We start from the raw sequence: 20,197 nt of genomic DNA, 5'->3' as shown, positions 1-20,197 counted from the left end.
AAAAGTCAACCAGCACGGAAAGGACGGTATGGACATGGACAAGCAACACGCAGCCGAGGAAGAGGAAGCCGGAGGCTACGGAACTCCGACGCCTGAACAAGAAACAGCAGGACGCGGGGCCCAGGAGGCGGATCAGGACGGGCGCAACGGTTCAACCGCGGTGCCATCGGCCGATGCCGAGCTGGATGACTCGAACTCCGAGGGAAGCAAGCCAGGGAGTTCCTTCTCGTCAGAACCGAAGGGCGATGCGACAGGACTGCCCGGGGATAAGTCCCCGAAAGACGACGACGGCGAAACATTCGACGCCGGCTAGATCACCACGAAGACCACCAACATCCGCAGGAACAAGCGCAAGCAAGGAGCACCAACATGGCTACCGTCAACCGAACAATCGACGTAGAAGTTCCCGTTTCAGTGGCTTACAACCAATGGACCCAGTTCGAGTCTTTCCCGGAATTCATGAAGGGCGTCGAAGCGGTGGAACAAATCGACGAGACTGCCCTGCATTTTTCCACCAACGTGGGCGGCGTCAAGCGCGACTTCAACGCCCAAATCCTTGAGCAGGTCCCGGATTCACTGGTCAGCTGGGCCAGCATTGACGGACCAAGGAACGCGGGGACGGTAAGCTTCGAGCCACTGAGCGCGGACCGTACCCGCGTGAGTGTGGAGATCGAATGGGAGCCGGAGAGCCTTGCCGAAAAGGCGGGCTCGCTGGTGGGCATCGACGATATGCGGGTTTCAGCCGACCTCGACAAGTTCAAGAAATTCATCGAAGAGCGCGGCTACGAGACTGGCGGCTGGCGAGGCTCCGTGGCCGCCGGCGATGTCGACGACTCCGGGGCAGCAGCCTCCCCTGCGGAGGCCACTTCGGAGCTGCCCGCCGTCGATCCCGACTTGACGGCCCCTGCGGCCATGGAAGCGGCCGACGGCGGTGACACGACTCGCGTCGGCCAGTACACCGAGGGCGACTACGGTACGGAGCGCGTCACGGATCTCCCCGCCGAGCGGGTCGAAGGCGACTACACCACGGAAGAAACCGAAACCCCTCCGCGTACGTCGGACCGCTGAGCCCCGTGGGGCCGGCCACGAACAGGCCGGCCCCACGGACGTCCGTCCAAACTCCATTGACGTTTCGAGGAGCAAACAATGAGCGAGTTCCCTCCCGACCCCACGCGAGACCCCAACGCTGACCCCACCCGAGAACCTGGGCCAAGCCCGACACCGGAGCCGGTGCCGTTGCCGGAGCCCGGGCCGACGCCTGTGCCGACCCCTGGCCCGGAGCCCGAACCCGGTCCGCGCCCGGGAACCCCCGAGCCCGTTCCGCTGCCCGAGCCCGGCCCCTCCCCGGTCCCCGGGCCGGGGCCGGACCTTCCCTCCCCGCCCTCGCGCCCCTTGGGAGAGCCGCCCCTCACGATCCTGTAGGCCCGACATGAAGTGCAGGCCGCCCGCTCAGAGCGTATGAAAGGCAACCGAGATGTCGAACGATCCAGAAATGTGGCCTGCACTGATGGAAACCGAAGAAGCGGATTCCATCCGTGCCCTGGCGACGCAATTGCGTGTGGACTCCATCCGGTGCAGCACCGCTGCCGGCTCGGGTCATCCCACGTCGTCGTTGTCGGCCGCGGATCTCATGGCGGTCCTCCTCACCAGGCACCTTCGCTACGACTGGGAACATCCGGCCTTGCCGAACAATGACCACCTCATTTTCTCGAAGGGGCACGCTTCACCGCTTCTGTACTCCATGTACCGGGCCGTGGGCGTGGTCGAGGAAGATGAGCTGTTAACCACCTATCGGCGGTTCGGTGCCCGGCTTCAGGGCCACCCGACCCCGGTTCTCCCTTGGGTAGACGTGGCGACCGGCTCGTTGGGACAAGGGTTGCCGGTCGCCGTCGGGGTGAGCCTCGCAGGACGGTACCTCGACAAGCTGCCCTTCCATACCTGGGTGTTGTGCGGAGACAGCGAACTGGCTGAAGGCTCCATCTGGGAGGCGCTGGACAAGGCGGCCTACTACAAGCTCGGGAACCTCACCGCCGTCGTGGACGTCAACCGGCTTGGCCAGGACGGCCCTACCGAACTTCAGTGGGACATGGATGCCTACGTCAGGCGGGTTGAGGCTTTCGGGGCCCGGGCCCTCATCGTCGACGGTCATGACCTTGGCCAGATAGACGACGCCCTGAGCCGGGCCCGGACCGATCCTGACAGGCCCACGGTCATTCTCGCCAAGACGATCAAGGGCAAAGGGGTGCCTGAGATCGAAGACCAGAACGGCTGGCACGGCAAAGCGCTCCCGGCGGACATGGCCGAGAAAGCCATCGCGGCCCTTGGGGGGCCAAGCCGTGTCCACGTGACCACCCTTCCTCCGGAGTCCGGCACGCCGGCAATCACGCCGGGCGCCGAAGCCGCGGTCACGCTGCCGCGGTGGAAAGTCGGCGACAAAGTGGCGACCAGGGCCGCCTTTGGCGCCGCCGTCTCCGCGCTTGCGGTCCGACCCGAAGTGGTGGTCCTCGATGGCGAGGTAGGGAATTCGACGCACGCCGGTGACTTCAAGGAGGTGGCCCCTGAGCGGTACTTCGAAATCTTCATTGCCGAGCAGCAACTCGTCGCCGCCACAATCGGCCTCTCGGTGCGTGGCTACGTGGCCTTCGCCTCAAGTTTCGCGGCTTTCCTGGTTTCGCGGCCATTCGACTTCATCCGCATGGCGGGTGTCTCCGAAGTGGACATCAGGCTCGTCGGCACGCATGCCGGCGTTGAAATCGGGCAAGATGGACCTTCGCAAATGGCCCTGGAGGACATTGCGGCCATGCGGGCAGTGCATACTTCCACTGTGCTGTATCCGGCCGACGCCCCGTCCACGGCGCAGCTCGTGAGCGCCATGGCGGACACGCCCGGAATCTCCTACCTGCGCGCCACCCGTGGAGCCTATCCCGTGATTTACGGGCCGGACGAACAGTTCCCCCTTGGCGGAAGCAAGGTCCACGGAGCCAGCGCCGACGACCAAGTGGCGCTCATCGGCGCAGGCGTCACCCTCCACGAATGCCTCGCAGCCGCCGAGCAATTGGCCCAGTCGGGAATCAAAGCGCGCGTCATCGACCTCTACTCCATCAAGCCGATCGACGTCGAGACCCTGCGCCGGACGTGCCTCGAAACCGATGGCCGGATTGTTGTCGCAGAAGACCACTACGCACAAGGCGGCATCGGCTCGGCCGTCCTCGAAGCGCTCGCGAGTGCGAACACGCCCAAACTGCATATGGCGCTGCTCGCGGTAAGGGAACTTCCGGGTTCCGGCGAACCCAAGGACTTGCTCAACGCCGCAGGTATTTCCGCGCGCCACATCGCTGCCGCCGCGCGCGACCTCGTCATGGACTGAGGCCGCAACACCGCGACGGCGCCGCGGGGTCCGCGTCACAAACTGTCGTTTCGAGGCCATTTTCATCCTGCTGATCCGCAAGCGATGAACAATCCGGGCGCCCTCATTACTATCTAGAGTGGATGGGGGCGAATTCCCGACGTGGCTGGGACTTGCCGGGATGAAATATGAGGAGCTGGCAGTGTCGGAACCTTTGGAGTCTGAAGACCCGCTCGTCGAGCCGGAACCGGTTCTGGTTCCAGGCGACGACGGTGGGAGCCTGGCGGCTTTGCGTGGGCAAGCCCAGGACATCATCGACGAAGTCCTCAGCGGAACCGAACCAAGCGGCGAGCGCCTCCGGGCAAAGCTCAGGTCCAGCATTGCCCGGCACCCCGGATTCCCGGAACTAGCGCTGCTCGAGCACCTGATGAACCGGGCGAGCGGCAACTGACCCACCCTGCGGTTGCACACGTTTTACACAGGGTTTACTCACGCGGTCTTGTTAGCCTCAACACAGTCAGCACAGACTGAATATCACGTGAAAAACGATTCACGGTGGTTGTTCAACCAGAGCAGCGGACGAGGAATGCAGTGATGCTCCGTCCCCGCCGGTAGTGAAGTCGCTACTGAGCGGGATCCGCAGACCGGGAGGTAGCAGTGGCCGGCATATTTGAAGTGTTTGTTGACGGGGAATCCTTTTTCAGGTTCCGGCTCAAATCACCCGACGGACTCGTCATCGCGGTTTCGACGCCGTTCGAGGACAAGCCCTCGGTTGTCGCCGGAATCGCCGCTGCCCGGGAGTGTGCGGGCATGGGACTAGTCACCGACCTTTGTCCGGCGGCAGGCGTACGCGAACCGGCCGCGACCGTTCGTCCGAGCGCTATCCTCCACAATGCGGGTTCCCAGGCATGTGACGAACCGCGCCAAGCGTCCGACGGATTCCGCACCCGCGCCAAAGAACTCCGGCGCGCGGCAACCGCGCCCAGATGGACCGGCGCGGCGTAAGAAGCCAGCAACGTCAGGACCGACGGCGCACTGGGGGACTCACCTGGGTCTCAGCAGGCAAGATGCGCCGCCGGCCGTTTTGGTCCAGCCCTTATTCTCCCACTCATTGTCTGCCGAGGCCACCTTCGCGGCCCATCAGTCAGTCCTGCTTGCGTGCTCGACTTGGCTGTACACGCGGTGGTTCTCCGGGCATCTTCGGGTAGTCGGGCGGGAACGGCAGCTCCCCGAGCCCGGCGCCGAGGTCCCGTTCCCACCATTGAAGCAGGACGTCGATTTTCCCTGCTTTGGAGTTCATGTCACTCCAAGGGTCCCCCACCGTTTTCAGCCTTCCGGGCACGGTGAGGATGGTGAAGTTCTTCGGGTCCGCCGACTCGAGTTCGTCCCACGTGATGGGACAAGAGACCGGGGCATGGGCGAGCGCCCGCGGGCTGTACGCGCCGGCTATGGTCCGGTCACGGTTGGCTTGGTTGAAGTCGACGAATACCCGTTCGCCTCGTTCTTCCTTCCACCAGGCAGTGGTGACCTTGTCCGGCATCCGGCGCTCGAGCTCGCGGGCGGCCGCGATCACGGCATGCCGTACGTCCAAGAACTCATGCGAAGGCTCGATCGGGGCGTAGACATGGAGTCCCCGGTTTCCTGAGGTCTTGATGAAGGTGGTCAGGCCGGCCTCCGCAAGCACCTTCTTCAGCTCAAGCGCGGCGGGAATCGCGTCGTCGAAATCTGTTCCGGGCTGGGGGTCCAGGTCGATCCGCAACTGGTCGGGGTTGTCGGTGTTTCCGGCACGTGACGGCCACGGATGGAAGACCACCGTGTTCATCTGGACGGCCCACACTGCCGCGGCTGGCTCGTCGAGGACCAATTGGGGATGCGAGCGCGCACTCGGATAGATCACTTTTACCGACCGGACAAAGTCTGGGGTTCCTTTCGGCGGATTCTTGGAGAAGAACTGTTCTCCGTCGACGTTGTCCGAAAAGCGCTGCAGCGAGACCGGCCGGTCACCGTTCGCGGCTATGAATGCTTCCCCGACATCAACGATATAGCGCGCGAGATCGAGCTTGGTGATGCCCAATTCCGGCCAGAGAACCCGGCTGGGACTGGAGATCCGCATCTCCCGGGGACCGTTCGGTCCATCAACGGTGAGGGTGGTTGCTTCGGTAGCCATGGGGACAAGTTACCCCAGCGCTACCCCGGGCGTCAGCACCACAGCGGATCGAATGGACGAGCGGTTCCCGCCAAAAGGCATACACATCTCACGGCGACGGTTTCAGCACCATCGCCGAGCCGCCGCCGCGTCTGACCGGCTCGGCGGCGGCGATCATGCGCCCGTTCGGCCTGAACTCGATCGCGGTTGCGGCACCGATCTCCGCCGCCGAAGTGAAAGCGTCGCCAGATGGCGTGAACTGATGGCCATACGGTGTCAGTTGGCTCCCGTACGCCGTGATGAAGTCCGGCTCGGCCGTGACCTTGGCAGTGTTCCGCTGTGAAGCACGCGGGGCGGCGATCGCGTCGGAAATGCTCATGCCCAGGTCCACCCTGTTCAGGATGGTCTGCAACACGGTGGTGATGATCGTCGATCCGCCGGGTGAGCCGAGAGCGAGGAACGGCTTACCATCCTTGAGGATGATGGTCGGGGACATCGAGGAGCGTGGGCGCTTGCCGGGATCGATCCGGTTGGGGTCGCTCGCGCTGTAAACGGCAGAGAAATCGGTCATCTCGTTGTTGAGCAGGAACCCGCGTCCCGGCACCACGATGCCTGATCCGCCGGTTTGCTCGATGGTGAGCGTGTATTCGACCACGTTCCCCCACTTGTCGGCGACTGTCATGTTGGTCGTCGAGATGTTTTCGGTGTCCTTCTCGTCGGCGGGGGCCGCCGCGGAAGCCGGGCACACGCCGTCGTACGTGGACACATCTCCCGGCGCGACGGGCTTCGTGGCCGCGTGCAGCGGGTCGATCTTGCAGGCGCGCTCCTTGCCGAACAGCGGGTCGGTGAGCGCGGCAGTGGGAACGTCGACGAACGCAGGGTCGCCCACGTACTTTCCACGGTCGGCGAAGGCGAGCGCGCTCGCCTCGAGGTAGTGGTGCAGGGCAGCTGGCTTGGACATCTCCGAAAGGTTGACGGTGTCCAGGATATTCAGCGCCTCGCCTACCGTGGTACCCCCGCTGCTCGACGGCGCCATGCCGTAGACGTCGAGGCCGCGGTAGTCGACGTGGGTGGGCGCTTGGTCCAGGGGTTCGTACGCGGCGAGGTCGGCCGGGGTCATGTGGCCCACTGGGATGGGCAGCTTAGTGGTGTCGGTCTTCGGCGGTGCCTGGACCGTTGCTGCGATCTCAGCGGCGAGTGGACCGCGGTAGAAGGCGCTGGTGCCCTCCTTCGCGAGTAGCCGGTATGTTGCGGCGAGGTCGTGGTTCTGGAAGATGCTGCCGACGGCGGGTGCGTCGCCTCCCGGTAGGTACAGCTTGCTCGTGGAGCTGAACGCGGCGAAGCGGAGCTTGTTGTCGAGTGTTTGTTGACGGAAAGTCGGGTCGACGACGAAGCCTCGGGTCGCGACCTTGATGGCAGGCTGCAGGGCGTCGCCAAGGCTCAAGGTGCCCCAGCGGTCCAGCGCACGTTGCCACGTGGCCGCGGTGCCGGGGACGCCCACGGAAACCCCGCTCGTGACGAGCTCGGGCGTGAAGTTGTACGGCTTCCCCGTGGCGGGATCGATGAACGCGTCGTGCGGCATCGCCGCCGGGGCGGTCTCGCGCCCGTCGATGGTGCTGATCTTGCCGGTCTTCGCGTTGTAGAACACGAAGTAGCCGCCACCGCCGATTCCGGCACTGTACGGTTCGGTCACGCCCAGCGTCGCGGCGGCGGCGACGGCGGCGTCTGCTGCGTTGCCGCCCTTGCGGAGGACCTCGATGGCGGCGGCGGATGCTTCAGGGTCTACGGTGCTGACCGCGCCGCCGTACCCGGTGGCGGTGGCGGTCTTTTCAGTCTGGCGCGTATCGGCAAAGGCGGGGTTTGTGACGGCGCCGCTCGTCACGCTCAGCGCGAGTACTGCCGTCATGGTGGCCAGTCGGAGTTTGCGATGTGACATGGTCGCTCCTCAAATGGTGGTGCGAGGTGGGTGGGGCCACCCTACTCCCCGGCTACCCGACGCTCAACCGGTCCGGGCAACCCGGCAGCCGTGGGAGCAATGCTGTGGCCGGCCGTATGATGAGGTTTGCGTCAGTCGCATCCGGCCCTCGCGTGAAGCCTCGGCCGGACCGGTTTGCCATGAAGACGCGGGATTTGTCGGTTCGAAGAAGGCGAGGTGAAACCGTGCCGAGTGGCCCCATCACGGGAGATAGCGATGCCCTTGTAGCTGGTCGGTACAGGCTGGGAACCTTGATCGGCCGCGGCGCGACCGCGTCGGTGTACCGGGCGCAGGATGAGAGGCTAGGCCGCGACGTGGCGCTGAAGCTCTTTTCTCCCCAGCTCGGCGGGCCGGACGAGCTTGCCCGGCATGAAAACGAGATGCGGCTCCTGGCGACTTTCAACCATCCGTCCCTCGTCACTCTCTTCGACGCCGGTACCGACCAGCGCGACCAAGAGCATGCCCGGACATTCCTCACCATGGAACTGATTCACGGTCCGGACCTGTATGCCAGATTGCGGGGCCGACCGCTGTCCCCCCAGGACGTAGCCCACATAGGGGCGGATCTGGCGTCGGCCTTGGAATACGTCCATGGGCGCGGGATCATTCACCGCGACATCAAACCCGCGAATGTCCTCCTGCCTGACGCCCCCGTAGGATCCGCCATCCGGCCCAAGCTCACCGACTTCGGGATCGCCCGCATCATCGAGGGAACGCGCCTGACGGCAACAGGAACGATGGTGGGAACCGCCGCATACCTGAGCCCGGAACAGGCCACCGGCTCTGTCCTCGGACCGTCAAGCGATATCTACTCCCTCGGACTTCTACTCCTCGAATGCCTCACCGGAAAGCTCGAATATCCGGGAACCAGCGTGGAGTCGGCCGTTGCGAGGCTCCACCGCCCACCCCGTGTACCGGAGGCCTTGGGGACGCGCTGGGTTGACCTCCTCACCGCCATGACATTGACTGAACCCTCTGCACGGCCTGGCGCACTAGAGGTTGAGCAAGCACTTCGGAGCGCCTTCAGTTCCGGCGTCCCAGCAGCGACGCCCGCTGGCCCCAACGGAGCCACGCAGGCCCTTCCCCGCATGCCCGATCGCCCGCCCCGCACCGCCAAGGCAACCATCCGGATGCAGGTGCGGCCCGAGGCGACGGCGAGGCGGGGGAAGCCCGTAAGCCGGGCGCGCAGATCGGCATGGGCTGTCGGCGCCGCACTTCTGACCGCCGCCCTGGTGATCGTTGGCCTGAGCGCCTTCCAGCCGCCTGCTCCCGCCGCGCCGGACCCGTCCGTCTCGGCAACGAGCACGCCCAGCGCCCCGACGCCAACGCCCTCACCGACCATTGAGGAGGCATCGACGCCGGCTGCGCCTGTTCCGGTGGCACCGGCACCGGGACGCCACAAGGGCAACGGCAAGGGAAACGGCGGTTAGGAACCGGCGCTGAGCTGACGAAAGCTAGCTCTGGGGGTCGTACATGAACTCGCGGAGCTCCTGCGGGCAACGGCATGCCACCGCGATCTTCCTCGCCCACTCGACCGCGTCCCCGCGCGTCGGTAGTTCCAGCACGGTGAACCCGCCCTTGAGTTCGGAGCCCGGATAGATATCGGTGCTCACAGAGCCGTCGGCGGAAACCAGCACGGGATCGGTTTCCTCGTCGATCCCGCCGCCGAAGACGTAGACGCCTGCTTTCTTCGCGTCCTCGATCACTGCGTGGGCTTCGGCGGAGACGATCGGGAACTCCTCCTCGGTGAGCACCATGGCTTCGCTCGGGAACGAGATGAGGTATTTGGTCATGCCTCGATGGTCCCCCACGGGCGGGCCGGACGGCAACGGCCCGTTTGACTACCGTCCGGTGCATCGAAAAGGGGAGGGTCGGCACGCCGACCCTCCCCTTTGTTCCTGCTGTTGCTAGATTCCGCCGTCGCGGGTGTCCCGGGTCACGATGCGGTCACCCGTGACCGGATCGACTGTGGCACGGCTTTCGCTGATTCGGCGGGTCCGGCGCGGGCCGAACACGAAAAGGGAAACGATCAAGCCGATGACCCCGACGACCATGAGGATGTAGCCGACCATATGGAGGTCGATGAAAGACACGACATCTCCGGGGATGGCGAAGGCCAGGATGGCGCCTATCGCGATAAGGAAGATGGATGATCCGATTCCCACTGCTGTACCTCCTGCTGAACCGCGGACCCGGCGGTGGCGGGTATTACTAAGGTTGCTTTGCATCGCCAAAGTTACACGTCAGTACCTCATCCGGCAACCACACGCCGCGGATCCGGCATCCGGGCGGCATTTCACCTAAAATACTAAGGGTGCTTTGTTTTTTGGGTGACCGCCGGGTACGGTCCATTAGAGGACGACCATATGTGTCTATTGGGGAGGTCAGCGAATGGCTGGGAAGTTTGAACTGTTTGTCGATGCCCGGGAACGCTACAGGTTCCGGCTGAAGGCAGCGGACGGGACCGTCATGGCGGTCTCGAAGGGTTTTGAGACCAAACGCGCCGCAGTGGTGGGAATCCGCGAAGTGCGCGCATGCGCGGGGATGGGACTGATCACGGACCTGTGTCCGAGCCAGCCGGCCGCATCAGGGGCAGCGCCGGAAGTCTCCTCCCCTTCCCCGGCCGAAGAGGGGCAGCCCCGCGTCCGGAATTGGCTGGGCCGAACCTCTCTCGTCCGTAGACGCACCCACAAAGCGCTGATGTCCAAGCGTTGGCTGAACCCGGTCAAAAAGCACCTGGTCAAATAGCGCTTGGTCAAATAGCGCCGAACTGCAGAAATGGCCGGGACTCATGAGTCCCGGCCATTTTTCTTGCAGTCAGTACGACTTCATGGCTTCGGGCGGTTGGGTGGTCCATTCGGTCTCGGTGGCCCGCATCCAGGGATACGGCAGGAGTTCCTCCAAGCCGACGCTTCCAACCTCTCCCCCGGCATCAACCAGGACAGTTGCCTCGGCCCCATAGTTCCGCAGCAGCTCCCGGCAAACGCCGCAAGGATTTGTGACCTGGGGTTCGCCGTATTCGTCCATGCTCACTGCGACGGATGACCGGATGGAGGCTTCCTGGGCAATGCGGGCATTGGCGAGGGCGCTGGATTCCGCACACACGTTGATTCGTTTCGAGCCGATGTGAAGGCCCAGGTAGATCGCTCCCGACTCGCCCCGCATGGCCGCGGCCACCCGATGGTTTTCGCCGTGGTGGGCGGTGAGGAGCAGTTGACGCGCCGCGGTGTAGAGCTCCACATCGGACTGGCTGAGGTCGAACGAGATCACATTCCTAGCTTCCAATGAAGATGCCATTCTTCCGCCGGGCGAGTACGTAGAACACAATGCTCAACACGGACAGGACGGCGACGTAAACCGGGAAGATCCACGATGCATTCATGGACTGGAGCCAGACCAGGAGGTAGGAAGCCGTGCCGCCGAAGATGGCGACGCCGATTCCGTAACCGAGGGAAGTTCCGGCGCCCCGGCAGGACTTGGGCATCAGGGAACTCGTGACGACGTTGTACAGGGTCATGTTCAGGACCAGGACAACCGAACCGCCGAGGAGGACCGCGGCGAATCCGCCGATGCCCGGACGAACGTACATGAGCATGAGGAAGACCGAAGGAATGGACAGTGCGCGGGTGATCAGGAACCATTTGGAAATCGACTTGCCATCGGCGAATTTGCCGACCACCAGGCTACCGACAACCAGCACCACGCCAAGAATGGTGGTGAGGGCGAAGACGGCAGTCGCATCTTCCTTGAAGCCGCTGCGGGCCGCGGTGGGCAGTCCCGTGTTCCAGGCGTAGTTGTAGGCTTGCGCCGCTCCAACGACGAAGGTAATGGCCAGCACGCTCAGCCAATGCTTGCGCACCCCGCCCCAGACAGCTTTCGAGGAGTTCTCCGCAAGCTCCTCGGGCCGCATGGTTTCCGGAAGGGTCCGGCGAAGGTAGACCACGACGAAGCCGAAGATCGCGCCCACGATGAACGGAACACGCCAACCCCAGTCGGCCATGACGGCCCCGCTCAGCATCAGGCTGCACAGGTAGCTGACCAGCGAGGCGAGGAGAATGCCCGAGTTCACGAAGAAGGAGATGATGCCTGCGACGAATCCTTCGCGTCCCACGGGAACCAGTTCGACGGCGTGTGCAGTGGAAAGCGGAGCTTCAACACCGGTGGAGATGCCCTGCACGATGCGGCAGACCAGGAGGATGACGCCGGCAGCGCCGCCGATCTGCTGGTAGGTCGGGCACAGGGCGATGATCAGCGTGGTGACTGCCATCATCATGATGGACCAGAGCATCACTTTTCGACGGCCGATTCTGTCGGCGAAAGTACCGAGCAGGACGCCGCCCAGCGGACGGAACGCGAAACCGACGGCGAAGACCGCCAGTGCGTTAAGCGTTGCGGCGGTTGGATCCTGCGAGGGGAAGAACTTTGGCCCGATGAAGGCCGACAGGAGTCCGAAGACCATCCAGTCGTACCACTCAAGGGTGTTCCCGAGTCCGAGGCCCAGCAGCCCACGGCGGATTTCCGGAGAGAGCCGGGATTTCCGGGCGCTCTCCGGGCCATTCTTGACGACAGTGTCAGTCATGATTCTTTCCTTCCTCCGCACCTTCGCGGTGCGTGAGGGTACGGACCACCGTTGACATCCAGGGGGTATGGACGGTGATCGAAACTATCATTTTGGCTTGGTTCGGCGGCGCCGAACCAGCTCACCTCATGGGAAGTGAGTTAGCCCAGATAGCTACGCGTGCCTCTTCGTAGCGCTTTGAAGCAAACGGGGACATCCATCCCGGTAAGGGGAACGTGGATGGCTTGCTTGGATGCCGCAGGATCAATATGGGAAACACGAGGGTGGACGCGGGGCTGGGCTGGGCCTTCCGCCAGAAGGCTGAAGCGCCCACGTCTCTGATCGTGTTACAAACGTCCCAACGTGATGCGACTCACTTAACTATATTGAAGATATTCACCAGGTCAATGCTTTTTGATAAATAGCCCTCGCGGCGCCGCCAGTACTGAAGAGTCCGCACCCGCGAGCGTGCCACTCGGTCCAGTGGAGAAGAAAAATTCACCAAACCATTGATTCGCTAAAATTTTTCACTATAGTTATGTGAGTCAGCTCACCGAGAGAAAGCTGGATCATGACCAACGAGATCATCACGGCATCCTCACCGGCCGGCACGAGCGCGCTTCTGGCAACTGTCGGCAACAAGGTCCGGACGATGCGCAAGGACAAGGGGATGACCCTGTCCAAACTCTCGGAAATCACGGGTCTCAGCCCGGCGATCGTCAGCCAGATCGAACGTGGGCTGGCCAATCCGTCGTTCACTACCTTGGCACAGCTGGCTCACGGCCTGGACATTCCCGTCGGGAAATTCTTCATCGGCCAGGAAGAAACCAGATCGCCCGTTGTCCGCAAGGCCGAACGGCGAAACCTCAAAGGCGTCACCAAGAAGTCCGTGGGAGAGGCAGTCTACGAGCTCCTGACCCCGGACCTCAACGGCGCGTTGGAGGCCCAATGGATCGTGAGCCCGCCAGGCCACGACACCAGTGCCACTCCTTTCCGCCACAGCGGCGAGGAATTCGGCATCATCCTCTCGGGAAGGAAAGACATCTTCCTGGACGGCCAGTGCTACACGCTCGAGGCGGGCGATTCGATCACTTTCTCCTCGGATACGCCTCACTGGTACAAAAACAGCTACGAAGAGGTATGCGTAGCAATATGGGTCAACGCCCCACACGTGTGGTGATCACCCGGCGCTAGCCGCCGCCTGCTCCCACACACGCACGGACCCTTGGACGTCCGTGCGCAAACATCTCTCTTTCCGTGTCCAGGTCCCGCGGGACCGCTACTCGTCATGCCCTCCGCCCGGGCCTGGTCCGCTGCGTGCATCGCCGCGAACTCCTCCCGGGCACCTCGTCTACACCCCGGCAACCGTTCCAACGGCATGCCCGCCGGGAAGTAAGGATCCTCCTCCATGAACTCCTTTGCCAGCACATCGTCACTGGAACTCAGTACGACGACGGCGGATCTCACCGCGCCCGTCATCTCCCGCTCCGCTGTCCTCGTGGTCGGCGGTGGGCCCGCCGGCGTGGCCGCCGCGGTCACCGCAGCACGTTCCGGCGCATCCGTCACGCTCCTCGAGCGCTACTCCTCGCTCGGCGGACTCGCTTCCGGTGGCATGGTCCTGGTGCTCGACGACATGATCAACGGCCAGGAAATCACGGTCACCGGCATCGTATCGGAGTACGTCGAACGGCTGCAGAAGCTCGGCCTGGCCATCGTTCCGCCTGCCGATGACCGCAAAACCTCCGAGGAACTCTGGAACAAGTGGGGCCGCTACGGCACCTTCGACTTCCACTCCCACACCAACCCCAAGCCGATCTGCTACGCCGCAGCCTTCGACCCCGACGGCTGGAAGCGGGTCTCCAACGACCTCGTCCGCGAAGCCGGCGTCAACCTCCGCCTGCACTCGTGGTTCTCCCGCCCGATCGTGGACAACGGCGTCATCAAGGGCGTCATTTGCGAGACCAAGTCCGGCCCGCAGGCCTTCATGGCGGACATCGTCATCGACACCACCGGAGACATCGACGTCGCCTCCCGTGCCGGCGCCAGCCACATCAAGGACAGCTACCTCACCACGCTTGTTTTCCGCCTGGGCAACGTAGACACCGCCGCCGCAGAAGCTTTCGAGCAGGCCAACCCAAAGGAAGCCCGCGCCATCAACCGCACCATCAAGCGCCTCCTCGGCGGCGCCTGGGAACTGTGGTGGCTCAAGACACCGATCGACGGCGTCGTCTGGTGCAACGCTCCCCACATGACCGGATACGACGGCGTGGACCCGGCGGACATGACCGCCGCCGAGTTCGCCGCACGGGACCGGATCACCGAGGCCGTTGAGTACGTCCGCGCCCACCTGCCGGGCTTTGAGAACTGCTACATGCTCGACGTCGCCTCCCAGATGGGGGTACGGCAAACCCGCCTGCTTGAGGGCGAATACGTCATGACGAAGGACGACGTCACCTCCCGCCGCCACTTCGCTGACACCGTGGCCCGCGGCCGCGATTACTACTACCCGTACCGCTCGCTGCTTCCCAAGGAAGTAGACCAACTGCTCGTCGCCGGGCGCCACTACTCGGCCACCCCGGAAGCACAGAAGATGTCCCGCGAAATCCCGCCCTGCATGGCCATGGGCCAGGCAGTCGGCGTCGCCGCCGCATTGGCGGTCGAAAACGGCACCCTCGTCCGCGAGGTTTCCGCGCTGGACATCCAGCAGGGCATGCGCCGGCACGGTGCGGACCCGGGCGACGTCCCGTCGTCGAACGCTACCGTCGACAGCGAAGCGGCGGTGGGGGCATGAGCACCGAGACCCTTCTCGATGAGTTTGAGGAAACCACGACGGCGGCGCCCGCCGCCGCTGCCAAGCCCAACGGGATCCCGCTCCCCCTCGACGGCATCAAGATCGTGGACTTCACCCAGGTGTTCATGGGACCGTCCTGCACCCAGCTCCTGGGCGACTACGGCGCGGACATCATCAAGGTGGAACGCCCGGGCGCCGGCGACATCTCCCGCAACTCGTTCCCGGACAAGGACGGCCAGGACAACCCGATCTTCCTGTCCATCAACCGGAACAAGCGCAGCGTTTCCGTGGACACGCGCACCGACGAGGGCAAGGCCGTCCTGCGCCGGGTCATGGCCGACGCCGACGTCGTCGTCAGCAACTTCCGCTCCGGCGTCATGGAACGGATGGGCTTCGGCTACGAGGAACTCAAGGCCGCGAACCCGGGCATCATCTGGGCCTCCGGCACGGGCTTCGGCCCGGTGGGCCCCTACTCCCACAAGGGCGGCCAGGATGCGATCGCGCAGGCGTACTCAGGCGTGATGTGGCGGCGCGAGTCGGACGACATGAAGCCGGCCATCTACCCCACGACGCTCTGCGACTACATCACGGGCATGCACCTCATGCAGGGCATCCTGCTGGCATTGCGCACCCGGGAGACGTCCGGCGTCGGGCAAAAGGTCGAGGTGACCATGTACGACTCCATGCTGCACTTGCAGATGCAGGAGGCATGCATGCAGCTCAACCGCGGCTATGAAGTCAATTGGGGCGCCATGCCGCTGAGCGGCGTCTTTGAGACCACCGACGGAGCCGTCTGCATGGTAGGCGGTTTCACCCCCGACCCCCTCGCGCGGATTTCCGAAGCGCTGGGACTGGACGAAGACCTTACCCAGCGGCCGGAGTTTGCCACCCTGGAGCAGCAGTTCAAGCACAAGCCGGCCCTGCAGGCGATCTTCCGGGAGCGCATCGCCACGAACACCACCGAGTACTGGACCAACCAGCTGGAAAGCCAAGGCCTGCTCAACGCGCCGGTCCATACCCTTGAACAGGCGTTGGCCGATGCACAGACCGAGGCCAACGGCATGATCGTCGAGGCCGAGCACCCGGGCGTCGGCACCGTGAAGATGCTCAACGCCCCCATTCGATTGTCTGCTACCCCGCCTTCCATCCGGCGCGTGGCGCCGCGTCTCGGCGAGCACAACGTGGAGGTCCTGCTGGAGAACGGCTTCGACGCCGAAACCATCGAACGCCTGCAGAAGTTGGGAGTCCTCCGGTGACTGTGTCGATGGAAGAGAAGAAGATCGTTGACGAGGTTACGCTGACCATTGAAAACCACGTGGCCACCGTGGTGATCGACCGCCAGCACGTGCTCAACGCGGTGGACGGGACTGCACAGGCCCGGCTCAATGACATCTGGAACCAGGTCGAGACCGATCCTGACGTGCGGGCCGTCGTCATCACCGGGGCCGGCACGCGGGCGTTCTGCGTCGGGGCGGACATGTCCGCCTCCGCCGTGGACAAGACCGGCCTGCAGTACTGGGCGGAGCTTGACCCCAACGGTTTCGGCGGACTGAGCCTGCGCACGAGCCTGGACATTCCGGTCATTGCCAGGGTGAACGGCTATGCGCTTGGCGGCGGCATGGAGATCGTGCTCGGAGCCGACATCGTCGTTGCCGCGGACACGGCCCGCTTCGGCCTCACCGAACCGCGGGTCGGGCGCCTGGCGCTCGACGGCGGCATCCACCAGCTGGTGCGCCGCGTCCCCTACACGCAAGCGATGGGCATGCTCCTCACCGGCCGGAAGGCCGAGGCTACGGAGATGCAGTCGATGGGCCTGGTCAACGAAGTGGTTCCCGCGGAGGAACTCGACGCCGCGGTGCAGCGCTGGCTGGACCAGATCCTCGCCTGCGCGCCCAGTTCCGTCCGGGCCGTCAAGCAAATGGTCAGCCGGACCAGCCACTTGAGCGCCGCGGAAGCCCGCGGCCTCAGGCTGCCGGCCCTCATGGCCGCCCTCGACAGCGAAGACTCCGCCGAAGGCGTTCGCGCTTTCCAGGAGAAGCGCCCGCCAGTGTGGCCGGGCCGCTGAATGCAGCACGAACAGATGCAAGACACCGAACTTCAGCACGAACGGAAGGACAATCCAATGCGGGAAGCACTAGCACCCGGAGTGTGGGGCGTCGTCGCCACGCCATTCCAGGGCAGCACCCTCGATCTGGACACCGACAGCCTGGCCCGGTTGGTAGAGCACTATGAATCCATCGGCGCCACGGGCCTGACTGTCCTGGGTGTCTTCGGCGAGGCCGCCGCCCTGACCGCGGCGGAGCGCAGCCTGGCGCTGGAGGTGGTGGTCGAAGAGACCCGGTTGCCCCTTGTTGTGGGGGTGACCTCGCTCTTCACGGGCACGGCCGTCGAAGAAGTCCGGGCTGCCCAGGCCGTGGCCGGAGACCGGCTCGCCGCCGTTATGGTGCAGGCCAATTCGGCCCGTCCCGAGGTGGTCATCGCGCACCTGAACGCCATCCATCAGTCCACCGGGGCCAAGGTCGTTCTGCAGGACTACCCGGTCGCCAGCGGTGTCAGCATCAGCACGGAAGCGCTCATTTACGTGGTCCAGGCGTGCAAGTTCGTTATCGCAGTCAAGGCCGAGGCCCCGCCCACCAGTGTGGCCATCGCCCAACTGGCGGCCGCCGTCGAGGTCTCCGTGTTCGGCGGGCTGGGCGGCCAGGGGCTGCTGGATGAACTGGTGGCCGGCGCAGCCGGCGCCATGACGGGGTTCTCCTACCCGGAAGCCCTCGTGGCCTGCGTCCGCGCCTGGCAATCGGGCGGCTACGACGCCGCCCGGGACGCGCTGCTCCCCTACCTGCCGCTCATCAACTTCGAGCAGCAGGCACGGATCGCCCTGGCGGTCCGGAAAGAGTGTTTCCGTGAGCGGGGCCTCATCAAGGATTCCGGTGTCCGCCCGCCCGCGGCTCCCTTCCCGGAGGTCCTCCGGAACGGAATGCTGACGCATCTGGCTGAAGCAGCCCGCGCTTTGGATCTTTCACTTACCCTCACCGCCCACACAGCAGGAAGGCTCTGATGGACTTCGGAATCAGTGGAAAAACCGCCTTCGTCGCCGCCTCCACAGGCGGGCTGGGACTGGCCGTCGCCCGCGGCCTCGCGGCCGAAGGCGTCCGTGTTGCCATCACCGGCCGCCGCGGCGAGCTGGCCGAGAAGATCGCGGCGGAACTGCAGGCTGACGGCCACAGCGCCGTGGCGGTCGAAGCGGACCTGAGCACCCCGGACGGAGTGACCGCCGCCGTCGAACGCGCCGTGGAACTGCTCGGCCCTATCGACATCCTCGTCCTCAACGGCCCAGGTCCCAAGCCCGGGGCGGCAGCGAGCCTTGGCGCCGACGACATCGCCGCTGCGTTCGAGTTGCTCGTGAAGCCGCACCACGCCCTTGTCTCGAAGATCCTTCCGGGGATGCGGGAGCGGCGCTGGGGACGGATCCTGGCCATCGGATCCAGCGGCGTCGTGGCACCCCTGCCCAACCTTGCCGTCTCCAACACGGGCCGTGCAGCGTTGGCCGGTTACCTCAAGACCCTTGCCGCGGAAGTGGCCCTCGACGCCGTCACGGTCAACATGATCTTGCCCGGACGTATCGCCACCGATCGCGTTGCCGAACTGGACCGGGCGGCGGCCAAACGCCGCGGCACCACCCCAGAGGAAATCCAACTCGAATCGCGCAAGACCATCCCTGCCCGACGCTACGGCGAACCGCAGGAGTTCGGCGCCGCCGGAGCGTTCCTCTGCAGCGCCCCCGCATCCTACATCACCGGCGTCGCGCTTCGCTGCGACGGAGGCTTGATCCGGAGCCTCTAGGCCCCGCTCTCCTCCCGGACAGCACTCATGCCCCATCCCAACCGCTAGGCCAAAGGATTACCATGACTTCCACCGCCACCGAATCCGCAACGTCCGCCCGCAAAGAGGTTGCCGCAGCGCAGCACCTGATCAACGGCGAATGGACCGGAGAGCCCGAAATCCAGCGAATCAACCCGGCCCGCCCGGACGAACTCGCCGCCCTCTCCCCGCGAGGCACCGCCGACGACGTCGACGCGGCCATCACAGCCGCTGCCGCCGCCCAGCCGGCGTGGGCAGCGTTGCCCGCCCCCGCCCGCGGCGCCATCCTCATGGCCGCAGGCAACCTGCTCCTTGAGCGCCAAAGCGCGATCGCCGAGGACCTCGTCCGCGAGGAAGGCAAAACCCTCACTGAAGCCAAGGGAGAGGTCAAGCGCGCCTCGGACGTGCTGCGCTTCTTCGGCTCCCTCGGCTGGGCCGCCACCGGCGAAGTGCTTCCCAGTGGCCTCCCGGACACCACGATCACCACCCGGCGCGAGCCGCTCGGCGTCGTCGGGCTCATCACCCCTTGGAACTTCCCCATCGCGATCCCGGCATGGAAGGCCGCCCCCGCCCTCATTAGCGGCAACGCCGTGGTCATCAAGCCTGCAGAACTCACCCCGCTCTCGGCGACGCACCTTGCCCGCGCCCTGCAGGACGCCGGGCTGCCCGCCGGAGTATTCAACGTCATCCACGGCAAGGGCCGCGTAGTCGGAGACGCTTTGGCACGCGATCCCCGCATCGCAGGGCTGTCCTTCACCGGATCCACCAAAGTGGGGCTCGGACTCCAGGAAATCCTGAATGCCCGCCGCGCCCGCGTCCAGCTCGAAATGGGCGGCAAGAACGGCGTCCTGGTGCTCGACGACGCCGATCCGCGGAAGGCCGCCGCGGTAGTCGCAGCCGGCGCGTTCGGACTCACGGGCCAGGCGTGCACTGCAACGTCGCGCGTCTACGTCACGCCGGGCGTCCGGGACGCGTTCCTCGAAGCCCTTGTTGTAGAGGCCGCGGGCTACACCGCCGGTGACGGGCTCGACGGCGCCAAGATGGGCGCTGTGGTGAGCAGCCAGCAGTTCGAACAGGACCAGGCCGCGGTGCGCACCGCCGTCGAACGCGGAGCGACCCTCCTCCACGGAGAGTACGACGGCGACCCCTCCGGCGCGCTGCTCTTCCCGGCCGCAGTGCTCACCGACATTCCCCGTGACGACGCTGCCGTGACGGAGGAAATCTTCGGTCCGGTGGTCGCGGTCCTGGAGGTCCCCGATTACGAGGCCGGACTCGCCGCGATCAACGACTCCCGGTACGGCCTCACCGCAGGCATCTGCACCGACTCCCTGGCCCTCGCCACGGACTTCGCCGCGCGGGCGCAGGCAGGCGTGATCAAGGTCAACCGCCCCACGGCTGGCCTGGACTTGAACGTGCCGTTCGGTGGCGTGAAGGACTCCTCCACGAACACCTTCCGCGAGCAGGGCAAGTCCGCACTGGACTTCTTCACCTGGGGCAAGACCGTTTACACCGGTGTGTAGCGC

At 65.0% G+C, this 20,197-nt stretch carries 21 protein-coding genes; 15 read left to right on the top strand and 6 right to left on the bottom strand.

The annotated features are described in order from the left end of the window. Positions 1–34: 34 nt before the first annotated feature. From LFT47_RS10935 to LFT47_RS10910, 6 genes are all read left to right on the top strand, one after another. Complete coding sequence (locus tag LFT47_RS10935; RefSeq protein ID WP_336885411.1) at positions 35–313, top strand: hypothetical protein; 279 nt, start codon at positions 35–37, stop codon at positions 311–313. A 56-nt stretch (positions 314–369) separates the two neighbouring features. Next, positions 370–1,068: an SRPBCC family protein gene (locus tag LFT47_RS10930; protein WP_236810655.1), complete on the top strand. Its 699-nt coding sequence runs from the start codon at positions 370–372 to the stop codon at positions 1,066–1,068. 78 nt (positions 1,069–1,146) lie between these two features. Beyond that, complete coding sequence (locus tag LFT47_RS10925) at positions 1,147–1,422, top strand: hypothetical protein (protein ID WP_236810654.1); 276 nt, start codon at positions 1,147–1,149, stop codon at positions 1,420–1,422. 52 nt (positions 1,423–1,474) lie between these two features. Further along, positions 1,475–3,367, top strand: coding sequence for a transketolase (locus LFT47_RS10920; RefSeq protein WP_236810651.1), 1,893 nt, complete (start codon positions 1,475–1,477; stop codon positions 3,365–3,367). A 181-nt stretch (positions 3,368–3,548) separates the two neighbouring features. After that, positions 3,549–3,797, top strand: coding sequence for a hypothetical protein (locus tag LFT47_RS10915; RefSeq protein WP_236810650.1), 249 nt, complete (start codon positions 3,549–3,551; stop codon positions 3,795–3,797). A 206-nt stretch (positions 3,798–4,003) separates the two neighbouring features. Beyond that, complete coding sequence (locus LFT47_RS10910) at positions 4,004–4,351, top strand: YegP family protein (protein WP_236810649.1); 348 nt, start codon at positions 4,004–4,006, stop codon at positions 4,349–4,351. A 139-nt stretch (positions 4,352–4,490) separates the two neighbouring features. On the opposite strand, the gene ligD is transcribed toward LFT47_RS10910, so the two are convergent. Both ligD and ggt read right to left on the bottom strand, forming a co-directional pair. Beyond that, entirely contained in the window at positions 4,491–5,513 is a 1,023-nt protein-coding gene (ligD, locus tag LFT47_RS10905; RefSeq protein WP_236810648.1) for a non-homologous end-joining DNA ligase, read from the bottom strand. A gap of 88 nt (positions 5,514–5,601) precedes the next feature. Next, positions 5,602–7,428 carry a gamma-glutamyltransferase gene (gene ggt, locus LFT47_RS10900; protein ID WP_236810646.1) on the bottom strand — a complete coding sequence of 609 codons (1,827 nt, stop codon included), beginning with the start codon at positions 7,426–7,428 and terminating at the stop codon, positions 5,602–5,604. Positions 7,429–7,652: 224 nt separating this feature from the next. On the opposite strand from ggt, the gene LFT47_RS10895 reads away from it, so the two are divergent. After that, positions 7,653–8,897 (top strand): serine/threonine-protein kinase, encoded by a 1,245-nt coding sequence (locus tag LFT47_RS10895; protein WP_236810644.1) that lies wholly within the window; start codon positions 7,653–7,655, stop codon positions 8,895–8,897. A gap of 24 nt (positions 8,898–8,921) precedes the next feature. On the opposite strand, the gene LFT47_RS10890 is transcribed toward LFT47_RS10895, so the two are convergent. Together LFT47_RS10890 and LFT47_RS10885 are read right to left on the bottom strand one after the other, a co-directional pair. Continuing rightward, positions 8,922–9,260 (bottom strand): YciI family protein, encoded by a 339-nt coding sequence (locus LFT47_RS10890; RefSeq protein ID WP_236810642.1) that lies wholly within the window; start codon positions 9,258–9,260, stop codon positions 8,922–8,924. Positions 9,261–9,374: 114 nt separating this feature from the next. Then, positions 9,375–9,632: a DUF6458 family protein gene (locus LFT47_RS10885; protein ID WP_078107972.1), complete on the bottom strand. Its 258-nt coding sequence runs from the start codon at positions 9,630–9,632 to the stop codon at positions 9,375–9,377. A 226-nt stretch (positions 9,633–9,858) separates the two neighbouring features. On the opposite strand from LFT47_RS10885, the gene LFT47_RS10880 reads away from it, so the two are divergent. Beyond that, entirely contained in the window at positions 9,859–10,215 is a 357-nt protein-coding gene (locus LFT47_RS10880; protein ID WP_236810634.1) for a YegP family protein, read from the top strand. 69 nt (positions 10,216–10,284) lie between these two features. On the opposite strand, the gene LFT47_RS10875 is transcribed toward LFT47_RS10880, so the two are convergent. Both LFT47_RS10875 and LFT47_RS10870 read right to left on the bottom strand, forming a co-directional pair. Continuing rightward, positions 10,285–10,737, bottom strand: coding sequence for a hypothetical protein (locus tag LFT47_RS10875; RefSeq protein ID WP_236810632.1), 453 nt, complete (start codon positions 10,735–10,737; stop codon positions 10,285–10,287). 4 nt (positions 10,738–10,741) lie between these two features. Continuing rightward, positions 10,742–12,046, bottom strand: coding sequence for an MFS transporter (locus LFT47_RS10870; protein WP_236810630.1), 1,305 nt, complete (start codon positions 12,044–12,046; stop codon positions 10,742–10,744). Between the two features lie 550 nt (positions 12,047–12,596). Between LFT47_RS10870 and LFT47_RS10865 the strand changes: the two genes are divergently transcribed. The 7 genes from LFT47_RS10865 (at position 12,597) to LFT47_RS10835 (ending at position 20,194) form a co-directional block, all read left to right on the top strand. Then, positions 12,597–13,205 (top strand): helix-turn-helix domain-containing protein, encoded by a 609-nt coding sequence (locus LFT47_RS10865; RefSeq protein ID WP_236810629.1) that lies wholly within the window; start codon positions 12,597–12,599, stop codon positions 13,203–13,205. Between the two features lie 228 nt (positions 13,206–13,433). After that, complete coding sequence (locus LFT47_RS10860) at positions 13,434–14,816, top strand: FAD-dependent oxidoreductase (RefSeq protein WP_236810627.1); 1,383 nt, start codon at positions 13,434–13,436, stop codon at positions 14,814–14,816. Beyond that, positions 14,813–16,072 (top strand): CaiB/BaiF CoA transferase family protein, encoded by a 1,260-nt coding sequence (locus LFT47_RS10855; protein ID WP_236810625.1) that lies wholly within the window; start codon positions 14,813–14,815, stop codon positions 16,070–16,072. Before LFT47_RS10860 ends, LFT47_RS10855 begins: the two co-directional genes overlap by 4 nt. A gap of 8 nt (positions 16,073–16,080) precedes the next feature. Further along, entirely contained in the window at positions 16,081–16,881 is an 801-nt protein-coding gene (locus LFT47_RS10850) for an enoyl-CoA hydratase-related protein (RefSeq protein ID WP_442863467.1), read from the top strand. 57 nt (positions 16,882–16,938) lie between these two features. Further along, entirely contained in the window at positions 16,939–17,871 is a 933-nt protein-coding gene (locus LFT47_RS10845) for a dihydrodipicolinate synthase family protein (protein ID WP_236810621.1), read from the top strand. After that, a complete protein-coding gene (locus LFT47_RS10840; RefSeq protein WP_236810620.1) occupies positions 17,871–18,656 on the top strand; it encodes an SDR family oxidoreductase in 786 nt (261 codons plus the stop codon). The genes LFT47_RS10845 and LFT47_RS10840 overlap by 1 nt, the downstream gene beginning before the upstream one ends. 62 nt (positions 18,657–18,718) lie before the next feature. Then, the gene (locus LFT47_RS10835; protein ID WP_236810618.1) at positions 18,719–20,194 is read left to right on the top strand and encodes an aldehyde dehydrogenase family protein; all 1,476 of its coding nucleotides are present in this window, start codon (positions 18,719–18,721) and stop codon (positions 20,192–20,194) included. Positions 20,195–20,197: the final 3 nt, after the last annotated feature.

Source organism: Arthrobacter sp. FW306-2-2C-D06B, assembly GCF_021789175.1.
GTDB lineage: Bacteria > Actinomycetota > Actinomycetes > Actinomycetales > Micrococcaceae > Arthrobacter.
The sequence above is the reverse complement of the archived record's forward strand: the minus strand, read 5'-3'. Positions and strand labels throughout refer to the sequence as shown.